The 18625-nt window shown below is 68.3% G+C and carries 20 protein-coding genes; 13 read left to right on the top strand and 7 right to left on the bottom strand.

Annotation, left to right across the window (positions count from 1 at the left end; genetic code table 11):
- Positions 1-44: 44 nt before the first annotated feature.
- Genes ctaD through SNE34_RS11390 form a run of 4 tightly spaced genes read left to right on the top strand, consistent with a single transcriptional unit; the run spans position 45 to position 3347 of the window.
- Positions 45-1664, top strand: coding sequence for a cytochrome c oxidase subunit I (gene ctaD, locus SNE34_RS11405; RefSeq protein ID WP_332617272.1), 1620 nt, complete (start codon positions 45-47; stop codon positions 1662-1664).
- A 22-nt stretch (positions 1665-1686) separates the two neighbouring features.
- Positions 1687-1821, top strand: coding sequence for a hypothetical protein (locus SNE34_RS11400; RefSeq protein WP_332617270.1), 135 nt, complete (start codon positions 1687-1689; stop codon positions 1819-1821).
- Positions 1818-2432: a cytochrome c oxidase assembly protein gene (locus SNE34_RS11395; RefSeq protein WP_332617269.1), complete on the top strand. Its 615-nt coding sequence runs from the start codon at positions 1818-1820 to the stop codon at positions 2430-2432. The genes SNE34_RS11400 and SNE34_RS11395 overlap by 4 nt, the downstream gene beginning before the upstream one ends.
- A 36-nt stretch (positions 2433-2468) precedes the next feature.
- A complete protein-coding gene (locus SNE34_RS11390; protein ID WP_332617268.1) occupies positions 2469-3347 on the top strand; it encodes a cytochrome c oxidase subunit 3 in 879 nt (292 codons plus the stop codon).
- Positions 3348-3430: 83 nt separating this feature from the next.
- On the opposite strand, the gene SNE34_RS11385 is transcribed toward SNE34_RS11390, so the two are convergent.
- A complete protein-coding gene (locus tag SNE34_RS11385; RefSeq protein ID WP_332617266.1) occupies positions 3431-3637 on the bottom strand; it encodes a twin transmembrane helix small protein in 207 nt (68 codons plus the stop codon).
- Positions 3638-3691: 54 nt separating this feature from the next.
- On the opposite strand from SNE34_RS11385, the gene SNE34_RS11380 reads away from it, so the two are divergent.
- From SNE34_RS11380 to SNE34_RS11360, 5 genes are all read left to right on the top strand, one after another.
- Entirely contained in the window at positions 3692-4417 is a 726-nt protein-coding gene (locus SNE34_RS11380) for an SURF1 family protein (protein ID WP_332617264.1), read from the top strand.
- Complete coding sequence (locus tag SNE34_RS11375; RefSeq protein ID WP_332617263.1) at positions 4414-5052, top strand: hypothetical protein; 639 nt, start codon at positions 4414-4416, stop codon at positions 5050-5052. Before SNE34_RS11380 ends, SNE34_RS11375 begins: the two co-directional genes overlap by 4 nt.
- 22 nt (positions 5053-5074) lie before the next feature.
- Positions 5075-6277, top strand: a complete 1203-nt coding sequence (locus SNE34_RS11370; protein ID WP_332617261.1) for a COX15/CtaA family protein — start codon at positions 5075-5077, stop codon at positions 6275-6277.
- Positions 6277-7212 (top strand): heme o synthase, encoded by a 936-nt coding sequence (locus SNE34_RS11365; RefSeq protein WP_332617260.1) that lies wholly within the window; start codon positions 6277-6279, stop codon positions 7210-7212. Before SNE34_RS11370 ends, SNE34_RS11365 begins: the two co-directional genes overlap by 1 nt.
- Positions 7213-7370: 158 nt before the next feature.
- The gene (locus tag SNE34_RS11360) at positions 7371-9161 is read left to right on the top strand and encodes a chloride channel protein (protein WP_332617329.1); all 1791 of its coding nucleotides are present in this window, start codon (positions 7371-7373) and stop codon (positions 9159-9161) included.
- 115 nt (positions 9162-9276) lie between these two features.
- On the opposite strand, the gene SNE34_RS11355 is transcribed toward SNE34_RS11360, so the two are convergent.
- The 5 genes from SNE34_RS11355 to rpsU all read right to left on the bottom strand — a co-directional run bounded on the left by SNE34_RS11355 (position 9277) and on the right by rpsU (position 13564).
- A complete protein-coding gene (locus SNE34_RS11355) occupies positions 9277-9876 on the bottom strand; it encodes a hypothetical protein (RefSeq protein ID WP_332617258.1) in 600 nt (199 codons plus the stop codon).
- A gap of 60 nt (positions 9877-9936) precedes the next feature.
- Entirely contained in the window at positions 9937-11676 is a 1740-nt protein-coding gene (dnaG, locus tag SNE34_RS11350) for a DNA primase (RefSeq protein WP_332617257.1), read from the bottom strand.
- A gap of 3 nt (positions 11677-11679) precedes the next feature.
- Positions 11680-12645 carry a YihY/virulence factor BrkB family protein gene (locus SNE34_RS11345; RefSeq protein WP_332617255.1) on the bottom strand — a complete coding sequence of 322 codons (966 nt, stop codon included), beginning with the start codon at positions 12643-12645 and terminating at the stop codon, positions 11680-11682.
- A gap of 104 nt (positions 12646-12749) precedes the next feature.
- Positions 12750-13196 (bottom strand): GatB/YqeY domain-containing protein, encoded by a 447-nt coding sequence (locus tag SNE34_RS11340; protein ID WP_332617254.1) that lies wholly within the window; start codon positions 13194-13196, stop codon positions 12750-12752.
- Between the two features lie 152 nt (positions 13197-13348).
- Positions 13349-13564, bottom strand: a complete 216-nt coding sequence (gene rpsU / locus SNE34_RS11335; RefSeq protein ID WP_078758802.1) for a 30S ribosomal protein S21 — start codon at positions 13562-13564, stop codon at positions 13349-13351.
- A gap of 841 nt (positions 13565-14405) precedes the next feature.
- On the opposite strand from rpsU, the gene tsaD reads away from it, so the two are divergent.
- The 4 genes from tsaD to folK all read left to right on the top strand — a co-directional run bounded on the left by tsaD (position 14406) and on the right by folK (position 17756).
- Positions 14406-15428, top strand: a complete 1023-nt coding sequence (tsaD, locus tag SNE34_RS11330) for a tRNA (adenosine(37)-N6)-threonylcarbamoyltransferase complex transferase subunit TsaD (RefSeq protein WP_332617246.1) — start codon at positions 14406-14408, stop codon at positions 15426-15428.
- A gap of 149 nt (positions 15429-15577) precedes the next feature.
- Positions 15578-15937 (top strand): dihydroneopterin aldolase, encoded by a 360-nt coding sequence (gene folB / locus SNE34_RS11325; RefSeq protein ID WP_332617245.1) that lies wholly within the window; start codon positions 15578-15580, stop codon positions 15935-15937.
- 2 nt (positions 15938-15939) lie between these two features.
- Positions 15940-17277, top strand: coding sequence for a mechanosensitive ion channel family protein (locus SNE34_RS11320; protein WP_332617243.1), 1338 nt, complete (start codon positions 15940-15942; stop codon positions 17275-17277).
- On the top strand, positions 17274-17756 hold the full coding sequence (folK, locus tag SNE34_RS11315) for a 2-amino-4-hydroxy-6-hydroxymethyldihydropteridine diphosphokinase (RefSeq protein WP_332617242.1): 483 nt from the start codon (positions 17274-17276) through the stop codon (positions 17754-17756). The genes SNE34_RS11320 and folK overlap by 4 nt, the downstream gene beginning before the upstream one ends.
- A gap of 126 nt (positions 17757-17882) precedes the next feature.
- On the opposite strand, the gene SNE34_RS11310 is transcribed toward folK, so the two are convergent.
- Positions 17883-18620: a pteridine reductase gene (locus SNE34_RS11310; RefSeq protein ID WP_332617240.1), complete on the bottom strand. Its 738-nt coding sequence runs from the start codon at positions 18618-18620 to the stop codon at positions 17883-17885.
- Positions 18621-18625 lie beyond the last annotated feature (5 nt).

Raw genomic sequence — 18625 nt, 5'->3', positions numbered from 1 at the left:
GATCCCGTAATTCCGCAGTCCAGAATTCCTATTTGAGGTCGCCCATGGCCACCACGCACGCCGCCACCGCCGATCACCACGATGACCATGCCCACAAGCAAGGCTTCATCGAACGTTGGTTCTTCTCCACCAACCACAAGGACATCGGCACGCTGTACCTGGTGTTCAGCTTCCTGATGTTCATCGTCGGCGCCGCCTTCTCGGTGATGATCCGCGCCGAGTTGATGACCCCCGGCCTGCAGCACATCGAGCCGTACTTCTTCAACCAGATGACCACCATGCATGCGCTGGTGATGATCTTCGGCGGCATCATGCCGGCCTTCGTCGGCCTCGGTAACTGGATGATCCCGTTGCAGATCGGCGCGCCGGACATGGCGCTGCCGCGCATGAACAACTGGTCGTTCTGGATCCTGCCGTTCGCCTTCACCCTGCTGCTGATGACCCTGTTCCTGCCGGGCGGCGCGCCGGCCGGTGGCTGGACGCTGTATCCGCCGCTGTCGCTGCAGGGCGGCTCCAACGTCGCCTTCGTGATCTTCGCCATCCACATGATGGGCATCAGCTCGATCATGGGCGCGATCAACATCATCGCCACCGTGCTCAACATGCGCGCGCCGGGCATGGACCTGCTGAAGATGCCGATCTTCACCTGGACCTGGCTGATCACCGCGTTCCTGCTGATCGCGGTGATGCCGGTGCTGGCGGGCGCGGTCACGATGCTGCTGACCGACAAGTTCTTCCTGACCAGCTTCTTCAACGCCGCCGGCGGCGGTGACCCGGTGATGTACCAGCACATCTTCTGGTTCTTCGGGCACCCCGAGGTCTACATCATGATCCTGCCGGCGTTCGGCATCGTGTCGGAGATCATCCCGACCTTCAGCCGCAAGCCGCTGTTCGGTTACCAGGCGATGGTCTACGCGACCGCCGCGATCGCGTTCCTGTCGTTCATCGTGTGGGCCCACCACATGTTCACCGTCGGCATGCCGCTCGGTGGCGAGATCTACTTCATGTTCGCGACAATGCTGATCTCGATCCCGACCGGCGTGAAGGTGTTCAACTGGGTCACCACCATGTGGCGCGGCTCGATCACGTTCGAGTCGCCGATGCTGTGGGCGATCGCGTTCGTGATCCTGTTCACCATCGGCGGCTTCTCCGGCCTGATGCTGGCGATCGTGCCGGCCGACTTCCAGTACCACGACACCTATTTCGTGGTCGCGCACTTCCATTACGTGCTGGTCACCGGCGCGCTGTTCGCCATCATCGCCGCGGTGTACTACTGGTGGCCGAAGTGGACCGGCCGGATGTACAACGAGGGGCTGGCCAAGTTCCACTTCTGGTGGACCATGGTGTTCGTCAACCTGCTGTTCTTCCCGCAGCACTTCCTCGGCCTGGCCGGCATGCCGCGCCGCATCCCGGACTACAACGTGGTGTTCGCCGACTGGAACCTGGTCAGCTCGATCGGTGCGTTCGGCATGTTCATCACCCCGTTCCTGATGGCGTTCATCCTGTGGCGTTCGAAGAAGACCGGCGCCATCGCCGGGGCGCGTGCATGGGAAGGCGCCAGGGGCCTGGAATGGACCGTGCCGAGCCCGGCGCCGCACCACACCTTCACCACGCCGCCGGTGATCCGCGACGGCGACCTCGCCCACGGCGACATCAGCCACTGAGTGTGCGTACACGACCGCAGCCATGACCCCGACCCTCGACCCCCGCCGCGATAACGCCGCACGCCGCAAGGCCGTGCGCCGCACCGCGCTGTGGATCGGCTTGATCGCGGTCGGGATCTATGTCGCCTTCATCCTCAGCGGGGTATTGGGGCAATGAATCCGTCGCAGGCTCCGGATAACGCCGCCGCGCGGCCGGCGGCCAAGCCGAGCGACGGCCTGGCCAAGATGGTGGTGGTCGCGCTGCTCGCGTTCGGCTTCGCGTTCTCGCTGGTGCCGCTGTACCGGATCGCCTGCGAGAAATTGCTCGGCGTTCGACTGGAAGGCAGCGCGGCGGTCGACGTGGCCGAGGCGCAAGCCGTGTCCGATCGGGTGGTCACCGTGCAGTTCGACGGCGGGGTCAACTCCAAGCTGCCCTGGGAGTTCAACCCCAACCAGCTGACCATGCAGGTGCGCCCGGGCGAGTTGTACGAAACCACCTATTACGCGCGCAACACCAGCGACCGCACCATCGTCGGCAGCGCGGTGCCGTCGGTCGCGCCGGCGCGGGCCTCGGCCTATTTCAGCAAGACCGAGTGCTTCTGCTTCACCGCCCAGACCCTGCTCGCCGGCGAAAGCCGCGACATGCCGGTACGTTTCATCATCGACCCGAACCTGCCCGAGGGCATCAAGACGGTCACGCTGTCGTACACCTTCTTCAAGAACACCGAACTCACCGCGCGGGCCGCGAGCGCCCATCCGGTGGGGGCGACCCCGGCCTCCGCGCCGTAAGCACCACTGCATCCATCGAACTACGGAATCGCCGCCATGGCCCAAGCTCACACCCAAGACGCCAACGTCTACTTCGTCCCGCACAGCAGCCGCTGGCCGTTCCTCGGCTCGATCGCGCTGTTCGTGACGATGGTCGGCTTCGGTGGCTGGCTCAATGACAGCAGCTGGGGCAAGTTGACCTTCTTCATCGGCCTGGCCGCGATGGCCGGCGTGCTGTTCGGCTGGTTCGGCGACGTGATCCGCGAGTCGGTGCACGGCCGCTACAACCGCCAGGTCGACATCTCGTTCCGGATGGGCATGGTCTGGTTCATCTTCTCCGAGGTGATGTTCTTCGCCGCGTTCTTCGGCGCGCTGTTCTACACGCGCCAGTACGTGCTGCCGTGGCTCGGCGGCGCGGGCGACGGCATGGCCACCAACAACCTGCTGTGGCAGGGCTTCGCCAACGCCTGGCCGACCAATGGCCCGGGCGATGTCGGCGGCCAGTTCCAGACGATCCCGGCCTGGGGCCTGCCGCTGCTCAACACCCTGATCCTGTTGACCTCGGGCGCGACCGTCACCGCCGCCCACCACGCGCTCAAGGCCGGCCACCGCAAGTCGCTGCTGGTGTGGCTGGGTGCCACCGTCCTGTTGGGCTGCGTGTTCCTGTTCTTCCAGGCCGAGGAATACATCCACGCGTATTCCGAGCTCAACCTGACCCTCGGTTCGGGCATCTACGGCTCGACGTTCTTCATGCTGACCGGCTTCCACGGCCTGCACGTGACCCTGGGCACGCTGATGCTGGCGATCATCTGGTTCCGGTGCCTGAAGGGCCATTTCGACAGCGACAACCACTTCGCGTTCGAGGCGGTGGCCTGGTACTGGCACTTCGTCGACGTGGTCTGGCTCGGCCTGTTCCTGTTCGTCTACGTGGTGTAAGCGAACGCGGGCGCCGGCCGTCCCGCCCAGCAGCTGTCCACCGACAACCGCGCGAGCCGCGGTTGCGGTGCTTCCCGGTCCGGTCAGTTGCCGACGCCGTGGAACTGGATCCAGCCCAGTTTCTGCGCCAGCACGACCAGCAGGATCAACGCGATGGACAGCACGATGCGGCGGGTCAGCGCATTGACCGTGCGCTTGCTGCTGCCCTTGTCGACCAGCATGTAGTACAGGCCGGCACCGAGGTTCCATAAAATGAGAATCAGGAAGCCGACGATCAACAGGGTCTTCATCAACATGCTCCGGCGCGGCGTGGCGCCATTATCGCAGCCGGTGGCGGCGTCGGCATGAGCCATCGCTCCAGCTTCGTGTTGTTGTGGCTGCTCGCGATCGCGACGACCGCGCTGTTCGCCAGCCTCGGCTTCTGGCAGTTGGGCCGCGAGCACGAGAAGCAGTCGATGCTCGATGCCGCCGCGCAGGTGCTGACCACGCGCGCCGTGCACTCGCTGGCGGCCGCCGCCGATCCGGCCCGCGTCGACGATTATGACTGGGCGGTCGGCCGCGGCGAGTTCGACGCCCGCCCCGAGCTGCTGCTCGACAACCAGCAGCGCGACGGCCGCGTCGGCGTGCGCGCCTACCGGATCTTCCTGCCGGAGCAGGGTGGACCGCTGCTGGTCGATCTCGGCTGGCTGCCGTTGCCGGGTGATCGCACCCTGCCGGCGGTGCCGCGTCCAGGTGGGGAGATCGAGTTGCGCGGCCTGCTGGCACCGCCGCCGTCGACCGGCATCTCGCTCGGCCGTGGCCTGATGCGAACCGACCACGGCTGGTTGCTGACCCGGGTCGACATGCCCGCGATCGCCGCCGCGACCGGCCTGTCGGTGCCGCTGGCGCCGCGCGTGCTGCGGCTCGATCCGGCGATGGACCTGGGCTTCGAGCGCGACCTCGAACTGCTCGCCAACACCCTGCCACCGGCCAAGCATCGCGGCTACGCGGTGCAGTGGTTCGGCCTCGCCCTGACGGTGCTGGCCACCGCATTGGTCCTCACGTTCCGCCGCTCCAGGAGCCCGCGATGAGCGATTCCAGACACCCTGACCAAGACCCGGCGCCTGCCCCGCACCCGCTCGACACCCGGACGCGCAACCGCAACCGCGCGTTGCTGGTCACGATCCTGCTGCTGTTCTTCGGCAGCATGCTGGTCGCCGGCGCGTTGCGCTTCAGTGGCTGGATGCCCGAGGGCCGCAAGAACCACGGCACCCTGCTCGAGCCGCCGGTCGACCTGCGTGAAGTGGTCCCGAGCCTGGTCGACGGCGGCGAGTACCACTGGAATCCCGACGAGCGCATCTGGCGCATCGCGGTCGCGCCGCCGGCCGATTGCGGCACCGGTTGTGGCGCGCTGGCCGAGCAGCTCGACACCGTCTGGCGCCTGTTCGGCAAGGATGCCGACCGCGTGCACGTGCTGTGGGTCTGCGGGAGCACCGGTTGCCTGCCGCCGGACGGCGCCCCGCGGCCACGCACCTTGCAGCTGCTGCAGCCCGAGCCGCGCCTGCATGGCGCGCTGTCGGCGGCACCCACCGCCGACGAAGGCGCCGCGCATGCGCCGTCGGTGTACGTGATCGACCCCAATGGCTTCGTCATCCTGCGCTACCCTCCGGGCTTCGATTCGGTCGAACTGCGCGCCGACATGGTCAAGCTGCTGAAACTGATTTGAGTTGGAACCGACCGAGACCCGCATGAGCGATTCGCCCCAGCCAACCCCGGCCCGTCCGTCGATCCGTCCCGCCCGGCACTTCCACCGGCTGGCGTGGCTGGCGGTCGCACTGGCGTTGGGGGTGATCGTGTTCGGCGCGTTCGTGCGCCTGTCCGACGCCGGCCTCAGCTGCCCGGACTGGCCGACCTGCTACGGCCGCGCGGCGTGGCCGACCGCGGCCGGCCAGGTCGACGACCACGCCGCCACCGCGATCCGGGCGGTCGACCCCAGCAAGGCCTGGCGCGAACAGTTCCACCGGATGATCGCCGGCGCGCTCGGGGTGCTGGTGCTGGCGATGGCATTGCTGGCCGCGCGCCGGCGCCGCTATGGCATCGCACAGGTGATCGTCGCCGCGGCGCTGGTCGCGATCGCGATCCCGCTGTACATGCAGACCCACTACGTCGCCGCGTCGTTGCTGGCGTTCGCCGGCGAGGCGATCCTGCTGCTGGCCGCATTGCGCTGGAGCAACCTCGACCTCGCCCGGGTCGCCGCGATCACCCTGGCGGTGATCGTGTTCCAGGCCCTGCTCGGGATGTGGACGGTGACCTGGCTGCTCAAGCCGATCGTGGTGATGGCGCACCTGCTAGGCGGCCTGCTGACGTTCTCGCTGCTGTTGTGGATGGCCTGGCGCGCGACCAACTCGCCGATCCGGCTGGCCGAGGCCGCCGGCCTGCATCGGTTGCTGGTGATCGGCCTGGTGCTGCTCGGCGTGCAGATCGCGCTCGGCGGCTGGACCAGCGCCAACTATGCCGCGCTGGCTTGCGGTGCCGGCGGCTGGCTCGGCGACAGCACCCACTGGCTCGACTTCCCGAAATGCGTCGGCCAGTGGTGGCCGCCGGCGGACTTCCGCGAGGGCTTCGTGCTGTGGCGCGGGATCGGGGTCGACTACGAAGGCGGCGTGCTCGACGGCGAGTCGCGCATCGCGATCCAGATGGCCCACCGGATGATGGCGATGGTGGTGCTGGTGTACCTGCTCGGGCTGGCCGGCCGGCTGATGCGGCTGCCGGGCATGCGCGGCTGGGCGACATTGCTGGGCGTGCTGGTGCTGGCCCAGGTCGGCCTCGGCATCGCCAACGTCAAGCTGGCGCTGCCGCTGTCGACCGCGGTACTGCACAACGCCGGCGCGGTGCTGCTGTTGTTCGTGCTGATCTCGCTGCTTGCGCGCCTGCGCGCCCCGGAGGCGTGATGGACGGCAACTGGCGCCAGGTCGCCCGGCAATACTTCGACCTGACCAAGCCGCGGGTGGTGGCGCTGATCGTGTTCACTGCGGCGATCGGCATGTTCCTGGCGGTGCCGGGATTGCCGCCGCTGCGCGAGTCGGTGCTGGGCTTCCTCGGCATCTGGCTGGCGGCCTCGTCGGCGGCGGCGATCAACCAGCTGCTCGATGCCCGCATCGACGCGAAGATGACGCGGACCTCGTGGCGGCCGATCGTCGCCGGCCAGATCACCCCGGCACGCGCGCTGCTGTTCGCACTGGTGCTGGCGGTAGTGTCGATGGCGGTGCTGCTGGTCTGGGTCAACCTGCTGACCGCGCTGCTGACCTTCGCCTCGCTGATCGGCTACGCGGTGATCTACACCGTGTTCCTCAAGCGCGCGACCCCGCAGAACATCGTGATCGGCGGCATCGCCGGGGCCGCGCCGCCGCTGCTGGGCTGGTCGGCGGTAACCGGCATGACCGGCGACTACGACTGGGCGCACGCGCTGCTGCTGGTGCTGATCATCTTCGTCTGGACCCCGCCGCACTTCTGGGCGCTGGCGATCTTCCGCCGCGAGGACTACCGCCGGGCGATGGTGCCGATGCTGCCGGTGACCCACGGGGTCGAGTACACGCGCTGGCAGATCCTGTTCTACACGGTGCTGCTGGTGCTGGTGACGATGCTGCCGTGGATCATCGAGATGAGCGGCAACTTCTACCTCGGCGGCGCGCTGATCCTCGGCGCGATGTTCATCTGGCATGCGTGGAAGCTGATGGACCCGCCCGATGAGCTGTATGCGATGAAGGTGTTCAATTACTCGATCGTGTACCTGATGGCGCTGTTCGCCTTCCTGCTGGTCGACCACTGGTTGCTGCCGTACCTGCAGCCGAGCGCGGCGTTCGAGCTGCAGCGCCTGGGCGGATGAGCGGCCGCACGCCCGACAACCAGTCCGACAACGCACCCGGCAGGCCGCAGGGCGACCAGGCCGGCAACAGCGGCGATGCCCCGCACCTGCGCGACAGCGCCAGCACCGACGCGCTGCCGGTGGCCCCAGGGCTCGGCGCCAGCCTCGATGCGGCGCGGATGCCGAGGCGCTCGACCCTGGTCGAGCCGCGGATCCTGTTCATCGCGGCGTTGGCGATCGCGCTCGGCGCCGCCGCCGCGTTCGTCGCGCAACTGCTGGTCGCGCTGATCGGGCTGGTCACCAACCTCGCGTTCTACGGCCGCTGGTCGCTGCACGAAGTGTCGCCGGCGGAACACCAGCTCGGCGCCTGGGTGATCGTGGTGCCGGTGATCGGCGGCCTGATCGTCGGGGTGATGGCGCGCTGGGGCTCGGCGGCGATTCGTGGCCACGGCATCCCCGAGGCGATGGAGCAGGTGCTGCTCAACGAGTCGAGGATCCCGCCGCGGATCACCTTCCTCAAGCCGGTGTCGTCGGCGATCGCGATCGGCACCGGTGGCCCGTTCGGCGCCGAGGGTCCGATCATCGCCACCGGAGGCGCGCTCGGCTCGTTCCTCGGCCAGTTGCTGCATGTCACCGGCGGCGAACGCAAGGTGTTGCTTGCCGCCGGCGCCGCGGCCGGCATGGCGGCGATCTTCGGCTCGCCGATCTCGGCAGTGATCCTCGCGATCGAGTTGTTGCTGTTCGAACTGCGGCCGCGCTCGCTGATCCCGGTGGCGCTGGCGGCCGTGGTCGCGACGGGCGTGCGCTACGCGATCGTCGGCACCGAGCCGGTGTTCGCGATGCCCGACATCGCCCAGCCCGGCGGCTTGGCGCTGCTGAGCTACGTCGTGCTGGGTGCGCTGGTCGGGCTGGTCAGCGTCGGCGTGACCCGGGTCGTGTACGGGATCGAGGACGCGTTCGAGAAACTGCCGGTGCACTGGATGTGGTGGCCGGCGATCGGTGGGCTCGCGGTCGGCGTGATCGGCTACTACGCGCCGCTGACCTTGGGCGTCGGCTACAGCAACATCGAGGACATCGTCTCTGGCAACTTCGCGGTCGGCGCGCTGGCGCTGTTGTGCGTGGCCAAGTTCGCGTCGTGGGCGATCGCGCTCGGCAGCGGCACCTCCGGCGGCACCTTGGCGCCGCTGTTCACGATCGGCGGCGCGATCGGTGCGCTGTGCGGGTTCGGGCTGGTCGCTATCGCGCCGCAGCTCGGGGTCGACCCGCGCATTGCCGGGCTGGTCGGGATGGCGGCGATCTTCGCCGGTTCCTCGCGCGCGTTGCTGACCTCGGTGGTGTTCGCGTTCGAGACCACTCAACAGGCCGCCGGGCTGCTGCCGCTGCTCGGCGGCTGCGTCGCCGCCTACCTGGTGTCGGCGCTGATCATGCGTAACACCATCATGACCGAGAAGATTGCGCGCCGCGGCGTGCGGGTGCCGAGCGAGTACGCCGCCGACCACCTGCAGCTGGTGACGGTCGGCGAGGCCTGTTCGCGCGAGGTGGTGTCGTTGAAGACCAGCGACGACCTCGGCGCGATCCGTCACTGGATGGCGTCGGGCCGCCCGGAAGCGCAACACCAGGGCTTTCCGGTGGTCGACGACGCCGGCCACGTGCGCGGGGTCATCACCCGCCGCGACCTGCTCGACCCGTCGCACCCCAACATTCGCCGCATCGGCGACATGCTGACCCGCGCGCCGGTGGTGGTGCAGGAAAGCCACTCGCTGCGCGAGGCCGCCGACCACATGGTCGACCAGGACATCGGACGCCTGGTGGTGGTCGGCGCGGACGCCCCGCACGCGCTGGTCGGCATCCTGACCCGCGGCGACCTGCTGTCGGCGCACGCGCGCCGACTCAAGGAGGCGCATCAGGCGGGGCGGCATATCCGCATCCGCGAGAGCCTGAAGCGCGCGGGCAAGCGCCGGCCGGGCTGACGATGAATTCCCCGAGGATGTAGGAGCTGCTTTAGCCGCGATCGGAGAGTCGTTCTCCGCGCCGATTCCGGATCGCTGCTAAAGCCGCTCCTACAAAGGAGTCGCAGCCGGCGACTTACTCGATCAGGACGTTCGCCCGTGGCGTCGAACCCTCGGCCAACATCGCCAGCAAGGTCGGATTGCGCGGGTAGCCTTCGCCATTGAACTGCAGCGCGACGGTACCGGCCTGGGTGCCGTCGCCGCCAACGCCGACCAGCAGGTCGTGCCAGCCGTTGTGGCGTTGCGCGCCGACCGCGATCGGCGCGTGGGTCACCGTGGTTTCGGTGACCAGCCGGTAGCCGGCGTCGTCATCGCCGCGGAACACCAGCAAGCTGCAGCCGGCGTCGCTGCACCAGTTGGGATCGTCGAGCAACATCAGCAGGTCGTCGACGCCGTCCGCATCGAGGTCGGCTTGCGCCGCGCGGTATTCCGGCACTTCCGCGATCTGTCTTGAAGCCAGGAACATGGACAGCGCGGCGTCGCGTTGTTGCGCCGGGGTCAGCACCGGCTCGGGCAGGGGCAGCTCCTTGGCACCGGGGGACGATACGACGCTGCCGCCAATGTCGTTGGTGGCCAGGTCCAGCGCCGGACCGCCGTTGCAACCGGCCAGCAGGGTGGCTGAGCACAGTGCAAGCGCGGCCACGCGCGAAAGGAATGCGCCGTTGGACATTGGCATGCGAGTTTCTCCTGACCCCCAATACACGGTCAGGCTAGCCGGTCGGCTGTCGTCACCAGGTCAACGTTGGCGTGCGCTGTTCTGCAACTCACGCAGCTCCGCTTTTTCCTCGGCCGACAACGCCACGAAGCCGCCTTCGTGGATGATCGCCTGCAGTTCCTCGATACGCTGCTGCAGGGTCTGGCGGTCGAGCTGGGCGATCGTGTCCAGCAGTTCGTTGCGCCACTTGCCCTCGTCGCCGGGCATCGATTGCGACGCCAGTTTCTGTAACGCCTCGTGCTCGTCGCGGCCGTTGAAGTGCTCGATCAGCGAGCCGGTGCCGATGTCGGGTCGCTGGTAGATCAGCTGCAACAGGTCGACAAGCAACGGGATTCCGGGCTGCTGCAGCGCGGCGAAGCGGAACGGTGGCTCCAGCTCGAGCGCCAGCGCCGGTTGCTGCAGCACGAACGCGATCGCGGCGCGCACCAGGCTGCGTTTCGGCGCCGGCGTGCCGCGGCCGCTGCGCGCGCGCTGCACCGGCACGTGGGTGTCGGGCGCACTGGCGCGCGCGCCGACGCCGGTCAGTTCGGTCAGGCGTTGCTGCATGAGGTCGGCGAACGCGCCGTCGGGAATCTGTGCGAGCAACGGTTTGGCGCGCTCGGCCAACCGGCCTTTGCCTTCGAGCGTGCCGAGGTTGACGTCGGTGGACAGCGAGTCGAACAGGAATTGCGACAGTGCGGTGGCATCGCGCAGGCGCGCATCGAAACCTTCCGCGCCTTCCTTGCGCACGATCGAATCCGGATCCTCGCCGTCGGGCAGGAACAGGAAGAACGCCTGGCGGCCGTCCTTCATCCGCGGCAGCACCGACTCGACCGCCTTCCACGCGGCGGCGCGGCCGGCGCGGTCGCCGTCGAAGCAGAAATAGACGTCGGGGGCGTTGCGGAACAGCAGTTCGGCGTGGTCGGCGGTGGTCGCGGTGCCGAGCGTGGCGACCGCGGTGTCGACGCCATGCTGGGCGAGGGCGACCACGTCCATGTAGCCCTCGACCACGATCAGCCGCGGGATCTGCTTGTGCGCCTGGCGCACCTGCCACAGGCCGTAGAGTTCGCGGCCCTTGTGGAACAGTTCGGTCTCGGGCGAGTTGAGGTATTTCGGGCTCGAATCCTTGTCGAGTACCCGGCCGCCGAACGCGATCGTGCGGCCGCGGCGATCCTGGATCGGGAACATCACCCGGTCGCGGAACTTGTCGTAGACCCGACCGCTGTCGTTGCGCGAGAACAGCCCGGCACGTTCGAGCAGCTTCATCCGCCGCTCGTCGCTGCCGAGTGCGTCGCGCAATGCGTTGAAGCCATCCGGCGCATAGCCGATCGAGTAGCGCGCGCGGATGTCGGCATCGACCTGCCGGCCGTCGAGGTAGGCCTGCGCCTTCGGGCTTGCGGCCAACTGTTTGCGGAAGAACTGCGCGGCGGCGTCGACCGCGCCGTACAGGTCCTGGCTGTCCGGGTTGGCGTTGCGCTGGCGGGTGTCGCGCGGCACTTCCATGCCGGTCTGGCGCGCCAGTTCCTCGACCGCATCGAGGAACTCCAGGCGGTCGTACTCCATCAGGAACTTGATCGCGGTGCCGTGCGCGCCGCAGCCGAAGCAGTGGTAGAACTGCTTGGTCGGCGACACCGTGAAGCTCGGCGAGCGCTCGTCGTGGAACGGGCAACGCGCCGAATACTCCTTGCCTTGGCGCTTCAACGGCACGCGCGCGCCGATCAGCTCGACGATGTCGGCGCGGGCGAGCAGGTCGTCGATGAAAGCGTCGGGAATTCGGGCCATGCGCTAGCGGTCGGGTTTCTCGGTGCCGGCGAGTTCCTGCGCCAGCCGCCGCTTGACCCGCGCATGCTCGTCGAGCATCGCGGTGATCAGGGCGCCGACCAGGAACACCATCGCGCAGTAGTACATCCACACCAGCATGACGACAAGCCCGCCGGCCGGCCCGTAGGCGCTGCCAAGGCTGGCCTGGCCGAGGTACAGCCCGATCGCCCAGCGGCCGAGCATGAACAGGCTCGCGGTCAGCGCACCGCCGACCAGGGCCCGGCGACGGTTCACCGGCCGGTCCGGCAGCAATCGGTACATCGCCGCGAACACCGCCGCGTACAGCAGGAACGAGACCACCGTGGCGAACACCGGCAGCAGCTCCGGCAGCCATGCCATCAGGATCGCCAGCGCCGCCTGCACCGCCATCGACACCACCAGCAGGAAGCCGACCGCGATCGCCATGCCGAACGACAGCAGCCGCTTGCGCAACCACGCCATCGCCCCGCCGAGCCGCTTGGCGTCGGAGCGGAACACCCGGTTGAGCGCGGCCTGCAACTGGCCGAACACGATCGAGGCGCCGACCAGCAACGCGCCGGTGCCAAGCAGGGCGGCGAACGAACCTGTGCCGGGCTGCTGTTCGGCATTGGCGACGATCAGCCGCGCAGTGTCCTCGACCTGCGGACCGACCAGCAGGCCGATCTGGTGGAAGAACTCGTCCTGCGCGGTCGGGTACAGGGTGGTGGTCAGCCACAGCACCATCAGCACCAGCGGCGCCAGCGACAGCAGGGTGTAGAACGACAGCGCCGCGGCGAGGGCGAGTATGTCGTAATCGAAGAAGCGCTGGGCGAACTTGCCCGGCCAGCTCTGCTGCAATCGCGCCTGCAGCTCTTGGACCCGCTCGCGCAGGTCGGGGTCGTCGACGCGGTGGTCGATGTCGGCAGCCCGCGTCGGGGTGACGCGAGCGGTGTGTTCGTCGGGTCTCGACATGCGGCCTTCGTGATCGTCGCGGTTGCGTCGCAGCCAGTATCGAGCGACGCGGGTTAGCGTCGCGTGGTTTCGACGATGCCGGCGGCTTGCGCCGCCGCGCGATATCAGGCGCTGAGGCGTTGCTTGACCAGCTTCGACACCAGGCCCATGTCGGCCTGGCCAGCCAGCTTGGGCTTCAGCACGCCCATCAGCTTGCCGATGTCGGCCGGCGAGGCGGCGCCGGTCTCGGCGACCGCGGCGTCGATCGCGGCCACGATCGAGGCTTCGTCGAGCTTGGCCGGCAGGTAGCGTTCGACCACCACGATCTCGTCGCGCTCGATCGCGGCGAGGTCCTCGCGGCCGGCGGCCTCGTACTGGCTGACCGAGTCGCGGCGCTGCTTGACCATCTTTTCCAGCACCGAGAGCACCTGGGCGTCGTCGAGTTCGACGCGCTCGTCGACTTCCTTCTGCTTGATCGCGGCGTTGGCCAGCCGGATCACGCCAAGGCTGTGCTTGTCGCCGCTCTTCATCGCGGCCTTCATGTCGTCGGTGAGGCGTTGCTTGAGGCTCATGGCGGGGTCCTTTGCGAGGGCGGGGCGGCACCCATTCTTGGGCGCGGCGCCGGTGGTGGTGGAACGCAAAAAGCCGGCGGCGCATTGCGGCGCGGCCGGCTTGGTGCGGGCAAACCCGTGCGCGGCCGGTCGGCCAGGCACGGGGAGCGCGATCAGTACAGGCGCTGACGCTTGGTCACGTCGCGCGAGGCGCGGCGGGACTGGCGCTTCACCGCGGCGGCGGCCTTGCGCTTGCGTTCCTGGGTCGGCTTCTCGTAGTACTCGCGCTTGCGGGTCTCGGCGAGGACGCCGGCCTTCTCGCAGGTGCGCTTGAAGCGACGCAGGGCAAACTCGAAAGGCTCGTTTTCGCGGACTTTGACGCTTGGCATACGGTATCTCGGTTCGGGGTGAACAGCCCGGGCAACCCGGGAGAGCCGCGTATTGTACCGGCGGCGATTGGCCGTGTGCAAGTTGCGCCGGGAAGGCAAAGACAACGGCGGAACGGGGCAAGGGCAAGGCAGTGGTCGGAGCGAACCGGCTTCGGGTGGGGCGCCGCCCTGTCCGGGCATTGCTACTCGGTCGCGCGTGCCGGGCGCGGCGTTCTTGATCTCGTCGTGGTTGCACCCGCCAGCTTTGCTTGGTGGCGTATGCGGGCTCTTGTAGGAGCGGCTTTAGCCGCGATCGGATAACTGCTTGCTCACGCCGACTCCAGATCGCGGCTAAAGCCGCTCCTACAAAGAGCGCCGGCATCTAAGCCCCGATGTAGGAGCGACGTCAGTCGCGATCCGTCGAACCTTTGAGGCGATGTACAGGTCGCGACTGACGTCGCTCCTACCCGAACCCATCCACGAAGCCGCAGACAACCGGGCAGGAGGTGGACGGTGGGGGAATTGCGCAAAAGCGGGCCATGGAGGGCCCGCGGCCCGCCTCAGGGCAGGGTGAGCGCAGGCGGCTTGCGCGGCACGGCCGCGCGCCTGCGCGAACGCCCGGCGCGCTGCGCCGGGCCGGACCGCGAAGCGGGCCCTGACGAAGGGCTGGAGCAACTCCCCCGCCGGCCACGTCCTGCGCTACGCAACCTCCCGAAGCACACGCTTTTCCTCGCCGAGCCATCGGGATCTCCGACCGCGCTGGATTAACCCATCCCGAGCCGCCGCCCCCGACCCGCCATTCCGAACGGCGACACCGCACCCGGGCTACCCTTTACGCCCGACCACCCCCATATCCCTTCCGATGAGAGTCCTCGGCATCGAAACCAGTTGCGACGAGACCGGCGTGGCGGTGTACGACACCGACGCCGGCCTGCTCGCGCATGCGCTGTACAGCCAGATCGCGCTGCATGCCGAGTACGGCGGGGTGGTGCCGGAGCTGGCCAGTCGCGACCATGTCCGCAAGCTGCTGCCGCTGGTCCGCCAGACCCTGGCCGACGCCGGGATGATCGTCGACGACATCGACGGCGTCGCCTACACCGCCGGCCCCGGGCTGGTCGGCGCGTTGCTGGTCGGCGCCGGCGTCGCGCGCGCGCTGGCGTGGGCGCTCGACAAGCCCGCGGTCGCGGTCCATCACATGGAGGGTCATCTGCTGGCGCCGTTGATGGAAGGCGATCCGGGCAGCCGACCGCAGCCACCGTTCGTTGCGCTGCTGGTGTCCGGTGGCCACACCCAACTGGTCGGGGTCGAAGCCATCGGCCGCTATCGCCTGCTTGGCGAAACCCTCGATGACGCCGCCGGCGAAGCCTTCGACAAGACCGCCAAGATGATGGGCCTGCCGTATCCCGGTGGTCCGCAACTGGCCGCGCTGGCCGGGCAGGGGCGCGCCGGCCTCCACAAGTTCCCGCGACCCATGACCAACCGGCCGGGACTCGACTTCAGCTTCAGCGGCCTGAAAACCCAGGTCCTGCTGGCGTGGCGCGACAGCGACCAGTCCGAGCAAACCCGCGCCGACATCGCCCGCGCGTTCGAGGAAGCGGTGGTCGACACCCTCTCGATCAAATGCGAGCGGGCGCTGGACGAAGCCGGCTGCGAAACCCTGGTGGTCGCCGGCGGGGTGGGCGCCAATCGCCGCTTGCGGGCCAAGCTCGAGCAGATCGCCGAGCGCCGTGGTGGCCGGGTCTGCTTCCCGCGACCGGAGTTCTGCACCGACAACGGCGCGATGATCGCGTTCGCCGGCGCGCTGCGGCTGCAGGCCGGGCAGCATGAAGGCGCATCGGTGATGGTGACCCCGCGCTGGGACATGGCGACGCTGCCGGCGGTGTGATCGGTCATCTGGATTTTCCGGCTTTTGTAGGAGCGGCTTCAGCCGCGATCGGTCAGTCGTTCGCCCGCGCCGACTCCAGATCGCGGCTAAAGCCGCTCCTACAAGAGCCCGAGGCTGCACCGCATCCGCCCACAAAACACGGAATCGCAATGGACAAGGTATTCATCGAAGGCCTGCAGATCGACGCGCTGATCGGCATCTACGACTGGGAGCGGCGGATCCGCCAGCCGTTGGTGTTCGACATCGAGATGGCGTTCGACAACCGCATCCCGGCCGCCACCGACGCGATCGGCGACACGCTCAACTACAAGGCGGTCAGCAAGCGCGTGATCGAGTACGTGTCGGCGTCCGACTTCGGGCTGGTCGAGACCTTGGCCGAGCGGGTCGCGGCGATCATCCTCGACGAGTTCGGCGTGCAGCACGTCACGCTCAAGCTCGGCAAGCCCGGCGCGGTGCGTGGCGCGCGCGCGGTCGGGGTGAGGATCGAACGCTCGGCCGCTACCCTGTAGGCATGGAAAAAACCTTCGACATCGCACTGCTGCAGCCCCTCGCCGGCTATCCCCACGCCCAGACCGCGCTCGGTCTCGCCGCTCTGTTGCTCGGCGCCTGGATCGCCAACTGGCTGACCCGGCAGGTATTGCTGCGCATGGTGGGACGGCTGGCGCAGGCCTCGCCGTCGCACTGGGATGATGCGCTGATGTCGCGACGGGTGCTGGCGCGGCTGGCTAACGTGGTGCCGGCGCTGATCATCCTCGCCGGCATCGGCGCGGTGCCGGGCCTGCCGGACCTGCTGGTCACCGTGGTGCGCAACGTCGCTCTGGCTTACGTCGTGCTGACCATCGCGATGGCGATCGGCAACCTGCTCAACGCGCTCAACGACGTCTACGAGAAAAACAGCAAGCGCGCCCGCGAGCGACCGATCAAGGGCTACCTGCAACTGCTCAAGCTGATCGTCTACATCATCGCCGCGGTGCTGATCATCGCCTCGCTGATCAACCGCTCGCCGCTGGTGCTGCTGACCGGCCTGGGTGCGATGACCGCGGTGATGATGCTGGTGTTCAAGGACACCATCCTGTCGCTGGTGGCGTCGGTGCAGCTGGCCAGCAACGACATGCTGCGGGTCGACGACTGGATCGAGATGCCCAGCCAGGGCGCCGACGGCGACGTGATCGACATCAGCCTGCACACGGTCAAGGTGCAGAACTGGGACAAGACGATCAGCACCATTCCGACCCACCGGCTGATCAGCGAGAGCTTCCGCAACTGGCGCGGGATGACCGAATCCGGTGGCCGGAGGATCAAGCGCGCGTTGCTGATCGACCAGAACTCGGTGCGCTTCCTCGACCAGGCCGAGCGCGACCACCTGCGCCGGATCGCGCTGATCGACGACTACCTCGACGACCAGCGCGCGGAGCTGGAGGAATACAACGCCAAGCTCGAGGCGGCCGGCAAGGACCCGGTCAACAATCGCCGTGCGACCAACCTCGGGACCTTCCGCGCCTACGTCACCGCGTACCTGCGCGCGCATCCGGGGGTCAACCAGGACATGACCCTGATGGTGCGCCAACTCGCGCCCGGGCCGACCGGGTTGCCGATGGAGATCTACTGCTTCTCGGCCGACATCGGCTGGGTGGCCTACGAGAACCTCGCCGGCGACATCTTCGACCACCTGCTGGCGGTGTTGCCGGAGTTCGGACTGAAGCTGTACCAGGCACCCGGCGGCGCCGACGTCGCGGCGGCGCTGGCGCGGCTGGGCGAAGGAAAGGTCGTCGACGCCGGGATGGGTGACGGCGCCAACCCGACGGCGGACAATGCGCCACCCCCATCGGGATCGCCCGCGACCGCATGAGCCGCGCCTACCTCAGCCTCGGCAGCAATCTGCAACCGGCGGCCAACCTGCGCGGCGCGATCGAGGCGCTGCACCGGCGCTTCGGCACCGTGGTGCTGTCGCCGGTTTATCGCACGCGTGCTGTCGGGTTCGACGGCAACGACTTTTTCAATGCTGCAGCGGTAATTGAGACCGAGTTCGACCCCAACGCGCTCAACGACTGGCTGCATGCGCTGGAGGATGCGCACGGACGTGACCGCAGCGGCCCGCGGCATGGCGACCGCACGCTCGACATCGACATCGTGCTGTTCGACGACCGGGTGCTGTCGGGGCCCGGCAACCTGCGGATTCCGCGGCCGGAGTTGCAGCATGCATTCGTGCTGAAGCCGCTGGCCGACATCGCCGCGGACGTGATGGTACCCGGCGACGGTCGTACCCTGGCGCAGTTGTGGGCGGAGCATCCGGAGCGCGACGCCGCGTTCGAGGTTGTGTCCTTCTAGTCCCGATTCGACCGCGATCGTTCGAGATTTTGTAGGAGCGGCTTCAGCCGCGATCTGGAATCGGCTTGGGCGGACGATCATCCGATCGCGGCTGAAGCCGCTCCTACAAAAGCAGGCGGGCCAGTGCTACCCCGCCAGCATCCGCCCACCATCCAGATGCAGCACCTGGCCGGTGCTGTAGGTCGCACCCTGCAGCAGCCAACGCACCGCTTCGGCGACCTCCTCGGGCGTGCCGGTGCGGCCCAGTGGGGTACGCGCCAGCATCGCGTCCTGCGCGGCGCCGTTGCCGCTGTCCTGCGGCCACAGGATCGCGCCGGGCGACACCGCGTTGACCCGCACCTGCGGGCCCAGTTCCAGCGCCAGCGACTTCGTCATCATCATCAGCGCGGCCTTGGCCATGCAGTAGACCGTGTGCTCGCGCAGCGGCCGCTCGGCGTAGATGTCGACCAGGTTGACGATCGCGCCGCCGCTGGCGCGCAGGTGCGGCGCCGCGGCCTGGGCGAGGAAAAACGGCGCGCGCGCGTTGCTGGCGAACAGCGCGTCCCACTGCGCCGGCGTCACCGAGCCGATCGGGGTCGGCTGGAAGCCGGAGGCGTTGTTGACCAGCGCGTCGAGTCGGCCGAAACGGCCGACGGTCTGCGCCACCAGTTCGGGCAGCCGATCGAACTCCGCCAGGTCGGCCTGCAACACCAGCGTGCTGCCGGCGCGGTTGGCCTCCAATCCGGCCGCCAGCGCATCGAGTTCAGCGCGCGAATGGCGGCAATGCAGCGCCAGATCGTAGCCGGCGGCATGCAGGGTGCGGGCGATCACCGCGCCGATGCGCCGCGCCGAGCCGGTGACCAGTGCGACAGGGGTGGGGGGCATCAGGG

Origin of the sequence: Novilysobacter erysipheiresistens (assembly GCF_036663935.1) — a bacterium.
Lineage (GTDB): Bacteria > Pseudomonadota > Gammaproteobacteria > Xanthomonadales > Xanthomonadaceae > Novilysobacter > Novilysobacter erysipheiresistens.
The sequence above is the reverse complement of the archived record's forward strand: the minus strand, read 5'-3'. Positions and strand labels throughout refer to the sequence as shown.